The 11,932-nt window shown below is 66.3% G+C and carries 12 protein-coding genes; 5 read left to right on the top strand and 7 right to left on the bottom strand.

The genetic code is table 11. The features are described 5' to 3' along the window. Positions 1 to 38 precede the first annotated feature (38 nt). The 5 genes from E8M01_RS06335 to paaG all read right to left on the bottom strand — a co-directional run bounded on the left by E8M01_RS06335 (position 39) and on the right by paaG (position 4,402). The gene (locus E8M01_RS06335) at positions 39 to 1,004 is read right to left on the bottom strand and encodes an IS481 family transposase (RefSeq protein ID WP_136959355.1); all 966 of its coding nucleotides are present in this window, start codon (positions 1,002 to 1,004) and stop codon (positions 39 to 41) included. Between the two features lie 202 nt (positions 1,005 to 1,206). After that, positions 1,207 to 1,830 (bottom strand): TetR/AcrR family transcriptional regulator, encoded by a 624-nt coding sequence (locus E8M01_RS06330; protein ID WP_136959354.1) that lies wholly within the window; start codon positions 1,828 to 1,830, stop codon positions 1,207 to 1,209. 3 nt (positions 1,831 to 1,833) lie between these two features. Continuing rightward, positions 1,834 to 3,144: a phenylacetate--CoA ligase PaaK gene (gene paaK, locus E8M01_RS06325; RefSeq protein WP_136959353.1), complete on the bottom strand. Its 1,311-nt coding sequence runs from the start codon at positions 3,142 to 3,144 to the stop codon at positions 1,834 to 1,836. Positions 3,145 to 3,152: 8 nt separating this feature from the next. After that, positions 3,153 to 3,608, bottom strand: a complete 456-nt coding sequence (paaI, locus tag E8M01_RS06320) for a hydroxyphenylacetyl-CoA thioesterase PaaI (RefSeq protein WP_136959352.1) — start codon at positions 3,606 to 3,608, stop codon at positions 3,153 to 3,155. Next, a complete protein-coding gene (paaG, locus tag E8M01_RS06315; protein WP_136959351.1) occupies positions 3,605 to 4,402 on the bottom strand; it encodes a 2-(1,2-epoxy-1,2-dihydrophenyl)acetyl-CoA isomerase PaaG in 798 nt (265 codons plus the stop codon). The genes paaI and paaG overlap by 4 nt, the downstream gene beginning before the upstream one ends. 225 nt (positions 4,403 to 4,627) lie before the next feature. Between paaG and E8M01_RS06310 the strand changes: the two genes are divergently transcribed. The 5 genes from E8M01_RS06310 to E8M01_RS06290 all read left to right on the top strand — a co-directional run bounded on the left by E8M01_RS06310 (position 4,628) and on the right by E8M01_RS06290 (position 9,366). Further along, positions 4,628 to 5,791 carry an ABC transporter substrate-binding protein gene (locus tag E8M01_RS06310; protein WP_136959350.1) on the top strand — a complete coding sequence of 388 codons (1,164 nt, stop codon included), beginning with the start codon at positions 4,628 to 4,630 and terminating at the stop codon, positions 5,789 to 5,791. A 235-nt stretch (positions 5,792 to 6,026) separates the two neighbouring features. Next, a complete protein-coding gene (locus E8M01_RS06305) occupies positions 6,027 to 6,899 on the top strand; it encodes a branched-chain amino acid ABC transporter permease (protein WP_136959349.1) in 873 nt (290 codons plus the stop codon). 4 nt (positions 6,900 to 6,903) lie between these two features. After that, positions 6,904 to 7,890, top strand: a complete 987-nt coding sequence (locus E8M01_RS06300; RefSeq protein ID WP_136959348.1) for a branched-chain amino acid ABC transporter permease — start codon at positions 6,904 to 6,906, stop codon at positions 7,888 to 7,890. After that, positions 7,887 to 8,678 (top strand): ABC transporter ATP-binding protein, encoded by a 792-nt coding sequence (locus E8M01_RS06295; protein WP_136959347.1) that lies wholly within the window; start codon positions 7,887 to 7,889, stop codon positions 8,676 to 8,678. The genes E8M01_RS06300 and E8M01_RS06295 overlap by 4 nt, the downstream gene beginning before the upstream one ends. Further along, complete coding sequence (locus E8M01_RS06290) at positions 8,665 to 9,366, top strand: ABC transporter ATP-binding protein (RefSeq protein WP_136959346.1); 702 nt, start codon at positions 8,665 to 8,667, stop codon at positions 9,364 to 9,366. The genes E8M01_RS06295 and E8M01_RS06290 overlap by 14 nt, the downstream gene beginning before the upstream one ends. Positions 9,367 to 9,378: 12 nt before the next feature. On the opposite strand, the gene E8M01_RS06285 is transcribed toward E8M01_RS06290, so the two are convergent. Further along, positions 9,379 to 9,522 (bottom strand): DUF1304 family protein, encoded by a 144-nt coding sequence (locus E8M01_RS06285; protein WP_246088615.1) that lies wholly within the window; start codon positions 9,520 to 9,522, stop codon positions 9,379 to 9,381. Positions 9,523 to 9,608: 86 nt separating this feature from the next. Beyond that, positions 9,609 to 11,714 (bottom strand): TonB-dependent receptor, encoded by a 2,106-nt coding sequence (locus E8M01_RS06280; RefSeq protein WP_136959344.1) that lies wholly within the window; start codon positions 11,712 to 11,714, stop codon positions 9,609 to 9,611. Positions 11,715 to 11,932: the final 218 nt, after the last annotated feature.

Here is an 11,932-nt window from a genome sequence, read left to right as displayed (position 1 = left end):
GTCCGCTCCCGACCCGATCATCTGTCAGTCCGAGCAGGCTAGCTGTTTAGTCCCGGCATTTGATGGAGTGGATCGAGCCTGAATCGTTGAGGCTCTGTTGTCCAGAGTTTGCAGATGAATTCGTAGGGTGTGAGGCCCTTGAGGGTCTTCAGCCTCCGCCCGAAATTGTAGGCGCTGACGAAGTCGGCGAGATGCGCTTCGAACTGCCGGTGGCTGTCGTAGTGGTAACGCTTGACGGTGGCTTCTTTGATGGTGCGGTTCATGCGCTCGACCTGGCCGTTCGTCCAAGGGTGCTTCACCTTGGTGAGGCGGTGCTCGATGCCGTTCTCCTGGCAGCGCATGCCGAACATGTGCGTCACGTAGCGCGCCGTCGGACCATCGGCATACCGTGGCGGGAAGGTGAACTGGATGCCGTTGTCGGTGAGAACGGTATGGATCTTGTAGGGGACGGCCTCGATCAAGGCCGAGAGGAAGGCTGACGCGGAGGTCCGCCCCGTCTTCCTGACGATCTGTACGACGGCGAATTTGCTCGTGCGATCGATGGCGACATAGAGGTACAGCTTGCCCTCAGCGGTCTGCACCTCGGCGATATCGATGTGGAAGAAGCCGATCGGATAGGATTTGAACTTCGTCTTCGCCGGCTTCTCGCCTTCGACCTCGGGCAGGCGGCTGATCCCGTGACGCTGCAGGCAGCGGTGCAGGGATGACCGCGTCAGCGTCGGGATCGTCGGCTGTAGCGCATAGAGGCAGTCGTCGAGCGGCAGCAAAGTATGCTTCCGGAAGGCGACGATCACGGCCTCTTCCTCAATCGTCAGCACTGTCGAAGTCGGGTTCTTCGGCCCGGTCGGCACATCGGTCACCGAGGTCCGCTTCTTCCACTTCGCGACCGTCTTCTGGTTAATCCCGTAGCGCTTAGACAGAGCCCTCAGGCTCTCTTGACTATGTTGTATCGCTCGACGGACCGCCTCAGTCGTCGTGGCGCTCCCGTGGAGAACCTGGCCCATAGCGCGTCCCTCGATTCCTGCATCGAGATTGCACCATCAAAGCCCGGGATCAAACAGCTAGCCCGGATTCCCCGCGGGCGATATGGCTCGCCTCACGGTTGCGGCGGATGGCCGCGCGCCCCGCAACCCTGCGGGCCGAGCCGAGCAATGCCGGCTTGGGTGGTCACCTGGCCGAAGCAACGGGCAGGATGCCCTGAGCGGCTCACTCGGCGGCGGCCAGCTGGCCGCGCTCGGCGACCGTCCGGGCGCCGGCCAGGATCAGCTGGGTGACGAGGTCGGCATAGGCCTCGCGGGTCATCGGGCCATCGGGCCGGAACCACATGTAATGCCAGTTGAGCATGCCGAAGAGCGACATGGTCACGGGTTTCAGCAGTGCGCTCCGCCCGGCGAGCGGTGGCACCGCCTGGGCCAGCGCCTCGGAGAACAGCACGACCAGAGCGCGCTCGACCGCCTTCAGCTCGTCCTGATGGGCCGGCGGCAGCCGCGACAGCTCGCTGACCTGGATCTTGTGCAGGGTATCGGCGTCGCGATAGGCCTCGAGCAAGGCACCAATGATGGCACGCAGCCGCTCGTCGCCCGGCGGCGCCGAGCGGGCAGCTTGCCCGACCGTCTCCAGAAGGTTGGCCAGGTGGCGCCGGATGATGTCGACGAGCAATTGCTCCTTGTTCGGATAATAGTGATAGATCAAGGCCTTGGATACGCCGCACGCACCCGCGATGTCGTTGATCGAGGTCCGGTCATAGCCTTGGCGCGAGAACAGCTCGGCCGATGCGTGCAGGATATGGGCGCGTTTGTCGTCGTAATCGGCGGCGCGGGGACGGGCCATCGGTCAAGCCCTGGGACGTTTGTCGAGCACGCGCTGGGCCTTGCCGAGCGAGCGCTCGAGCGTGCCGGGCGCCACCACCGTGACGGTCGAGGAGATGCCAATGGTTTCCTTGATCGCGTGGGCGAGGCGCTCGCCGGCACGTTGGCGATCCTCCGGGCCGATCGCCTCGGGCCGCGCCTCGACCTGAATGTCCATCTCGTCCAGGCGGTCTTGGCGGGTCAGCACCACGAGATAATGGGCCGACAGTTCCGGCACGGTCAGGATCTTCTCCTCGATCTGGCTCGGGAAGACGTTGACGCCGCGCACGATCATCATGTCGTCGGAGCGGCCGGTGATCTTTTCCATCCGTCGCATCGAGCGCGCCGTGCCGGGCAAGAGCCGGGTCAGGTCGCGGGTGCGGTAGCGGATGATCGGCATGGCTTCCTTGGTCAGCGAGGTGAAGACCAACTCGCCCTTCTCGCCGTCGGGCAGCACCTGGCCGGTCACCCGGTCGATCACTTCCGGGTAAAAATGATCCTCCCAGATATGCAAGCCGTCCTTGGTCTCGACGCATTCATTGGCGACGCCCGGACCCATCACCTCGGACAGCCCGTAAATGTCGACCGCGTCCATGGCGAAGGCATCCTCGATCTCGCTGCGCATGGAATTGGTCCAGGGTTCGGCACCAAAGATGCCGATGTTCAGCGAGGTCTGCCTGGGGTCGGCGCCGATGCGCTTGAACTCGTCGAGGATCGCCAGCATGTAGCTCGGCGTGACCATGATGATATCGGGCTTGAAGTCCTGGATCAGCTGGACCTGGCGCTCGGTCATGCCACCCGACACCGGGATCACCATGCAGCCGAGCTTTTCGGCGCCGTAATGGGCGCCGAGCCCGCCGGTGAACAGGCCATAGCCGTAGGCGACATGGATCTTCATGCCGGGCCGGCCGCCGGCCGCGCGGATCGAGCGGGCGACTACGTCGGACCAGGTGTTCACGTCGTTCCGGGTATAACCGACCACCGTCGGCTTGCCGGTCGTCCCCGACGAGGCGTGGACGCGGACGACCTTGTCCTGCGGTACCGCGAACATGCCGAAGGGATAATTGTCGCGCAGGTCGGCCTTGGTGGTGAACGGGAACTTGGCGAGGTCTTCCAGCCGCCCGAAATCGTCGGGGTGGACGCCGGCCTCGTCGAACTTGCGCCGATAGGCCCCGACATTGTCATAGGCGTGTCGCAGCGACCATTTCAGCCGCTCGGTCTGCAGGGCGGCGATCTCGTCACGCGAGGCGCGTTCGATCGGATCGACGAGCGGCTGGTAGCGGGTCTTGTCCAGCATGGCTTGCCTCACAGGGCCGGATGGTCGGGCGCGATTGCGCCGCCGAGGGTGCGGGAATGGCCGCGGAAGATGGCGATGACGCCGCCGGCCTGGTCGGTGACGGTCGCGTCGCAGATGCCGGAGCGGCCGGTGCGCGAGATCTCGCGGGCGGTGGCCGTCAGCAGGTCGCCAAGCTTGGCCGAGGCCACGAAGGTCACGGCGCAGTGGTGTGCGACGGTGCGGGTATTGTGGCTGTTGCAGGCGAAGGCGAAGGCACTGTCGGCAAGCGTGAAGATGTAGCCGCCATGGCACATGCCATGGCCATTGGTCATGACCTCGGTCACCGCCATGGTCAGCGTGGCGCTGCCCGGACCGGTCTCGACCAGGGTCATGCCGAGCGCGCGGCTGGCCTGGTCATCGACCCACATGGCCTCGGACGCAGCCCTGGCGATGGCGGCTTCGTTGATCGCGTGAGCTTCTTTCATGAGCGACCTCCGAACACCGGTTTGCGCTTCTCCATGAAGGCCTCGACGCCCTCGGCATAGTCGCGGCCCCGGCCGAGCCGGCGTTGCTCGTCGCGTTCATAATCGAGCTGGGAGTCGAGGTCATTGCCGTCGGCAATGTCGAAGGCGCGCTTGATCGCGGCGAGGCTTGCGGGGGATGCGACGGCGAAACGCTGGCAGAACGCCTCGGCCTCGGCCATCAGGATGGGGTCGTCGACAACCTTGTGGACGAGCCCCCAGGTCTCGGCCTGCTCGGCCTTCAGCGTGTCGCCGGTGAGCGCCCAGGCGCGGGCGCGGGCCGGGCCGATCAGGCGCGGCAACAGATAGGTTGCGCCCGAATCCGGCAAGAGCCCGATCTTGACGAAAGCCTGGCCGAAGCTTGCCGAGCGCGCCGCGATGACCACGTCGCTCGCCAGCGCCAGGCTGACGCCGGCGCCGGCGGCGACACCGTTGACCGCGCAGACGACCGGCAGAGGCAGCGCCCTCAGCTTGCGGATCAGCGGGTTGTAATGCTTCTCCAGCGTCTCGCCGAGGTCAGGCATGTCGCCGGGCTCGGCGGCGATTTCGGGGTCGGCCAGATCCTGGCCGGCACAGAAGCCGCGGCCGGCGCCTGTTATCAGCAGGGCCTTGCAGCTCTTGTCGGCCTCGGCATCGTCGAGCGCCGCCCGCAACGCCCGGTGCATGACACCGGTAAAGGAATTGAGCTTGTCCGGCCGGTTCAGCGTCAGCACGCGATAGCCCAGCCTGATATCGACGAGCACGGTTGCCTCGTCCATGGTCCTCTCCCGGTGTTTCCTCGTCCGCGCGCCCCGTCGCATCATGCCGGGCACGTCGATCCTTGTTCGTCCGTTGGTCCGGGCGATTCGCTTTCAGGCGACTTGCCACTTGACTGACCGGGCGGTTGGTCAATTAAATACGCGGACAGCGTGAGGTGTCAACGCGGGTCGGACGAAACGAACCCGCAGCACCTCATCAAGGAAACCAAACCAGGGAGGACTGCCATGGCGGGTTGGACCCGACGGATATTCACGAGCATCGCCGCGGCGACGCTCGTCACGCTCGCAGCCGGTGCGGCTCAAGCCCAGATCAAGATCGGCGCGGTGCTGTCGGCGACCGGACCGGCCTCGTTCCTCGGCGATCCGTCGAAGCGGACGCTGGAAATGTATGTCGAGCGGCTCAACGCAGCGGGCGGCATCAACGGCCAGCGCATCCAGCTGATCATCTATGACGACGGCGGCGACGCCAACCAGGCGCGCACCTTCGCCACCCGCCTGGTCGAGGACGACAAGATCGTCGCCATGGTCGGCGGGTCGACCACCGGCACCACCATGGCGATGATCCCGATCTTCGAGGAAGCGCGCATCCCCTTCATCTCGCTCGGCGGCGCGATCCAGATCATCGATCCGGTGCGCCCTTACGTGTTCAAGACGCCGCATACCGACAAGATGGCCTGCGAGAAGATCTTCCAGGATATCCAGCGGCGCCGGCTGACCACCATTGCGATGATCTCGGGCACGGACGGGTTCGGGGCCTCGATGCATGACCAGTGCGTGGCTGTGGCGCCGCGCTTCGGCATCACCATTGCCCATAGCGAACGCTATGGGCCGCGCGATTCCGACATGACGCCGCAGCTCACCAATATTCGCAACCGCGCCGGCGTGCAGGCGGTGGTCAATGCCGGTTTCGGCCAGGGCCCGGCGATCGTGACGCGCAATTATCGCCAGCTCGCCGTGCCGTTCCCGCTCTACCAGAGCCATGGCGTCGCCTCGAAACAGTTCATCGAACTGGCCGGCGAGGCGGCGAACGGCGTGCGCCTGCCGGCGGCGGCGCTGCTGGTCGCCGCCAAGCTGCCCGACTCCGATCCGCAAAAGGCGGTGGTGGTCGGCTACAGCACGACCTACGAGCAGCGCTCGGGCCAACCGGTCTCGACCTTCGGCGGCCATGCCTATGACGGGCTGATGCTGCTGGTCGAAGCGATCAAGAAGGCCAATTCCAGCGATCCGAAAAAGATCCGCGATGCGCTGGAGCAGATCCGCGGCTTCATGGGAACGGCCGGTGTCGTCAACATGAGCCCGACCGATCATATGGGCCTCGACCTGACCGCCTTCCGGATGCTGGAGATCCGCAACGGCGACTGGACCATCGTGCCGGAAGGCGGCAGCTGACATTGCGTGCCGAATGTCGGGCGGCGTCGCCGCCCGACGAATGCACGCTATGTCATTCCCGGCGAGGCGCGCCAGCGCCGAGGGAAGGGGATCCAGGGCCGCAGGGCAGTGTGCCTTGGCTCCTGGACCCCCTTCCCCTCGCCCCCGCAGAAGCAAGAGCTTCTGCTCGGGCTCGGCCGGGGGTGACGTCGATGCATGTCCTGCCCGCTCGTCTTTGATGGCTGACGGAATTGTCATGGCCGAATTTCTGCAGTTCGCCTTTTCCGGGCTCACGGTCGGCGCCGTCTATGCGCTGGTCGCGCTGGGTTTCACGCTGATCTACAACGCCTCCGACGTGGTCAATTTCGCCCAGGGCGAATTCGTCATGCTGGGCGGCATGGCCACCGTGTTCCTGACGCTGGCCGGCCTGCCGGTGCCGCTGGCGGCATTGGTCGCCATCCTGGCGACCACGGTCGTCGGTATCGGCCTGCACAAGCTCGCCATCGAACCGGCGCGTGGCGCCTCGCCGGTGACGCTGATCATCATCACCATCGGCGCGTCGATCTTCCTGCGCGGCGCCGCCGCGATCGTCTTCGACAAACGCTTCCACCAACTGCCGCCCTGGTTCGGTGCCGAACCGATCCGGGTCGGCGGCGCCTCGGTGCTGCCGCAGAGCCTGGTGGTGCTGGCCGGTGCTGCGGTGATCGTGGTGGTGCTCTGGGCTTTCTTCGAGCGCACGCTGTTCGGCAAGGCGGTGCTGGCGACCGCCGCGAACCGGGTGGCCGCCAAGCTCGCGGGCATCGATACCGGCTTCGTCATCGGCTTCTCCTTCGCCGTCTCGGCGGCCATCGGCGCGGTCGCCGGCGTGCTGGTCACGCCGATCACGCTGACCAGCTACGACGTCGGCACGCTGATGGCGCTGAAGGGTTTTGCCGCCGCCATGCTCGGCGGCATGGGCAATCCGATCGGCGCGGTCGTCGGCGGCCTGGGCGTCGGCCTGCTGGAGGCCTTCGGCGCCGGTTACATCTCCTCGCAATACAAGGATGCCGTCGGCTTCATCGTCATCCTGGTCGTGCTGTTCGTCATGCCCAACGGACTGTTCGGCCGCAGCAAGATCGAGCGGGTCTGAGACCATGGCCAATCCCGCCGCCCCAACCCATCCGCTGAGCCGCATCCTGGCCGTGGCGACCGGCGACAAGATCGGCACGCTGGTCGTGCTGGCGCTGCTGGTGGTGTTGCCGCCGCTGGTCTTCCCGTCATCCTTTTACTACCGGGTCGGCGCCATCGTCTGGATCCTGGCGATCGCCTCGATCGGGCTCAACCTGTTGATGGGATATGCTGGCCAGGTCAGCCTCGGCCATGCCGGTTTCATTGGCATCGGCGCTTATGCCGTGGCGATCCTGCCGCAACGTTTCGGCCTCCATGGGCTTGCCGCCATGGCTGCCGGCGCGGCCGTCTCGGCGCTGCTGGCCTATTTCGCGGGTCGGCCGATCCTCAGGTTGCGCGGGCACTATCTGGCGGTTGCCACGCTTGGCTTCGGCATCCTCATCGCCATGGTCTTCACCAACGAGGCGGCCTGGACCGGCGGGCCCGATGGCATGCGCGTGCCCCGGCTCGTGCTGTTCGGCTGGCCGGTGCGCGGCTCCGACACCTGGTACTGGATCGGCGGCGCCACCATGATCCTGTCCGCCTGGCTGGCGCTCAACCTGGTCGACAGCCCGACCGGCCGGGCGCTGCGGGCAATCCACGATTCGGAAGTTGCGGCCAAGGTCGTCGGTGTCGACGTGGCGCGCTACAAGCTGACCGTCTTCGTCATCTCGGCGGTCTATGCCTCGATCGCCGGCAGCTTCCTCGCGCTGTTCGACGGCCATATCACGCCGGATGCCGCGGGCTTCCTGCGCTCGGTCGAACTGGTCACCATGGTGGTCATCGGCGGCATGGGCTCGATCGTCGGTTCGGTCGTCGGCACGGCGGTCATCGTCGTGCTGCCGCAGACGCTGACCTTCCTGTCCGACTACAAGCACCTGATGATCGGCGCCTTCATCATGCTGTTCATGATCTTCCTGCGCTCGGGCATCGTGCCGGCCCTGCGCGAAAAACTGTTCCGGAGGGCTGCATGAGCGTCGTTCTCGAAGCCGACGGCCTCGGCATCGCCTTCGGCGGCGTCAAGGCGGTGGACGGCGTGTCGTTCAAGGCCAGGGCCGGCGAGATTCTGGCGATCATCGGCCCGAACGGCGCCGGCAAGACGACGCTGTTCAACATGGTCTCCGGCGTCTACCTGCCGAAGAGCGGCCGTGTGCTGATGGACGGCGTTGATGTCACCGGCCTCGAGCCGCATCTCCTGGCGGCGCGCGGCCTGTCGCGCACCTTCCAGAACCTGCAGATCTTCTTCCGGATGAGCGCGGTCGAGAACGTCATGGTCGGCTGCCACCTGCGCGAGAAGCGCGGGGTCCTGGCCCATCTCGTCGCCTGGCCCTCGGTTGGCCGCCAGAACCGCGAGACGCGCGCCAAGGCACTGGCCCTGCTCGATCTCGTCGGCCTGAAGCCGCTGGCCGATCTGTCGGCCGGTTCGTTGCCCTACGGCGCGCTGAAGCGGCTCGAAATCGCCCGTGCGCTGGCCGTCGAGCCGAAGCTCGTGCTGCTCGACGAGCCGGCGGCAGGCTGCAATCCGGTCGAGACCGAGGAGATCGACCGGGTCATCCACGGTATCGCCGCACGCGGCATCGGCGTGGTGCTGGTCGAGCATGACATGAAGCTGGTCATGAAGATCTCCAACCGGATCCTGGTGCTCGATCACGGCAAGCCGCTCGCCGAGGGCAGCCCTCGGGAGGTGCGCGCCAATCCGGATGTCATCCGGGCCTATCTCGGCGGGCTCGGAGCACGGGAGGCCGCCCATGCTCAGGGTTGACGACCTGCGCTCCTGTTATGGCCGCATCGAAGCGCTGCACGGCGTCTCGCTCGAGGTGAAGGCTGGCGAGATCGTCACGCTGGTCGGCGGCAATGGCGCCGGCAAGACGACCTTGCTGCGCGCCATTTCCGGCGTGCAGCCGGTCACCGGCGGGGCCATCCGATTCAAGGGCGAAGTGATCGACCGGATCGACGCGCATCGGCGGGTCGGCCTCGGCATTGCCCAAGTGCCGGAGGGCCGGCAGGTCTTCGCGCCGCTGACGGTCGAGGACAATCTCAGGCTCGGCGCCTGGTCGCGCAAGGACGACGGCATCGCCGCCGATCTCGACGGGGTCTATGCGAGCTTTCCGGTGCTGGCCGAGAAGCGGGCGCTGCAGGCGGGCGGCCTGTCCGGCGGCCAGCAGCAGATGCTCGCCATTGGCCGGGCGCTGATGGCCAAGCCCGAACTGATCCTGCTCGACGAGCCGTCGATGGGGCTGGCACCGATCCTGGTCGAACAGATCTTCGAGGCGATCCTGGCTCTGAAGGCGCGTGGCATCACGGTCCTGCTGGTCGAGCAGAACGCCTTCTCGGCGCTGTCGATCGCCGATCGCGGTTATGTTCTGGAGACCGGGACGATCACGCTTTCCGGCGAGGGCCGCGCGCTCCTGGATGATCCCAAGGTGCGCGGCGCCTATCTCGGCCTTTGAACTGCGCGCGCTTCAGCGCGTGAACAGCACCAGGGCCTGGGTCATGCCAAAGGCGCGCATGCCCTTCGGTTTGTCCCAGAAGAACATTTCCAGGACCGGGATATCGACGTGCTCGAGCGCGACCAGCGCGACGGCGATATTGGCCAAGGTCTTCACGCGTCGCCCAAATTGCCCCCCAAAGAACCAGCCGATCATCCCGGCCGGCTGACGTTGCGCAAGGCAAGCTCCGCATTGGGTCCGGCTTAGAACCGCACGGTGGCGAACAGCCTGACGTTGCGGCCGGGCATCAGCACCTCGTCCTTGCGGAACGACACGGCGTTGCGAATGGTCTCGTCGAGCAGATTGGTGCCGACCAGGCCAAGCGTCACGTCCTTGAAGGGCGAGCTCTTCAGCGCCATGCGATAGCTGATCTCGGCGTTGAGCAGGTTATAGCCCGGGGTCGAGGTCTCGTGCGACGCGGTGTCGTTCTGCGCGAAAGCATGCAGCAAGGTCATGCGGGCGAACCAGTTGTCGTTGCGCCAATAGACGCCACCGCCGAGGCGATGCGGCGGAATGCGCGGCACATTGGTGTTGTCGGCAAAACGCGCCCGGACGAAGTCATATTGGGCCTCGACACCGATCGTGCCGTTGCCGAGCGCGCCGATATCGAGCTGGCCGCGCAGCTCGGCGCCGTAAAAGGTCGCGTCCTGCTGGCTGAACACGACCTGCTGGAGTTCGCCGCCGCCGGCGCCGCAGGAGGCGAAGTCCTCGTCGCAGCGCGCGCCGGTCAGGCGCTTGTAGATGAAGCCGGAATAGCGGGTGTAATAAGCGGTCGCGTCGAAGCGCCAGGGGCCCTGGGCGCGGCGCAGGCCTGCCTCGATGGTGGTCGCGGCCTCCTTGCGCAGGTTCGGGTCGCCGATCTCGAAGGTGCCGGAGGCCTCGTGCGGCCCCTTGGAGAACAATTCCTGGGCGCGCGGCGCGCGCTCGACATATTGACCGGTCAGGCTGCCGACGAAACCGAAGGGCAGGTCCTGCAACAGGCCCAGGCTGACGCTCATCGGGGTGAAATTGCGCACCTGCGCCTGTTCGACCGGCGCTCCGGACGAGCCGAGATAGTCGGGCGGGAACAGCGCCTCGGTGCCGCCGACACGGGCGCTCTCGATGCGGAAGGCCGCCTGCATGCGGGTCGACGGCGTGAAGGCGAGTTCGTTGAACAGGAAGGCCGCGGCGGTGCGGGTATTGGCCGGTGCCAGCAGGCCGCCGGCCTCGCCTGATGTGCCGAGGCTGGAGGCGCCGAACTGCAGGCCGAACACCGAATTCAAGGTGCCGATCGGGGTCGCGAGCGGCCGGAACTGGCTCTCGACCCGGCCCTCGATCTCCTTCTGCCGGAAGGTCGCGGCGGTCTCGAAACCGGCGGCGCCGAGGAAGTCTTCATTGTGCCGGTAGAGCGAACCGCCGAGCCAGAAGCGCACGGTGTCGATGACCGGGCTGTCGAAGCGGAATTCGCCCCTGGAGGTGATCCGGGTCTGGATCAGGTCGATGCGGGTGCGGTTGGCCGCCGGCTCGACGCCGGGAATGCCGTAAAGGCTGCGGAACTGCGAGATCGCCGCGCCGACATAACCGCTATCGAAGAAATAGGAGGCGCCGAACGAGCCGCCGAAGGCATTGGCGAAACTGTTGGCCTGGCGGCCGCCCGGAATGGCGTAGTCGCCGGAGTTGCGGCCATAGATATCGGCCGAATAGGCCCAGTTGCCCGAGCGGCCGCGCACCTGCGCGGCGCCATCGAGGCCGTTGTCGGCAGACGACAGCGAGCCGCGCACCATGCCCGAGACCCCTTCGGGCCCGAGCCGGGTCGGAATGCGCTCATTGGTGACATTGACCACGCCGCCAATCGCCGCCGAACCAAAACGCAGCGCCGCCGGGCCGCGGATCACCTCGATGCGCTCGGCCGCCAGCGGGTCGATCGGCACCGCATGGTCTTCCGACAGGTCGGAGACATCCTGGGCGCCGATGCCGTTTTCCTGGATGCGCACACGGGCATTGTCGAGGCCGCGAATGACCGGGCGGTTGGCCGCACCCGGCGCGAAACTGTTGCCGGTGATGCCGGGCAGGGTGAACAACTGGTCGCCCAGCGTCGCGCCGCCATTGCGCTGGATGTCGCCCTGGTTGACCACCGTGACCGGCACGAAAGCCCGATCGATGACGGTCAGCTGGCCCTCGGTCAGGCCGGTGGCATTGGCCTCGGGTGCGGCCCGCGGCGCCTCGATCAGGATCTCGGGCAGCGCCATCTGGGCCTGGGCACCAACGGACAGGATCGACAAGGCGAGAAGGCCGAGCGACGAGGACTTGAAGGCATTGGGCAAAGGCATGCGTGGCTGCTCCGGGCCGCCTGGGGTAGGGGCTTCGTTATGTAATAACGTTACATACAAGGCTCGCCAATCTGTCAAGCATGGCTGTCCCAGGACGATGGGGATTGCGCCACTCCCGGATCGCCGGGGAAGGCTGGGCCTCGGCTGTCGAAACATGGCCACGCGGGCGAGCCGTCCAACTGAAATATCGGTGCGCGAAACCCCGCCCTCACACGCGG

The sequence above is a fragment of the Phreatobacter stygius genome (genome assembly GCF_005144885.1).
Lineage (GTDB): Bacteria > Pseudomonadota > Alphaproteobacteria > Rhizobiales > Phreatobacteraceae > Phreatobacter > Phreatobacter stygius.
This window is presented reverse-complemented; position numbering and strand designations above follow the sequence as displayed.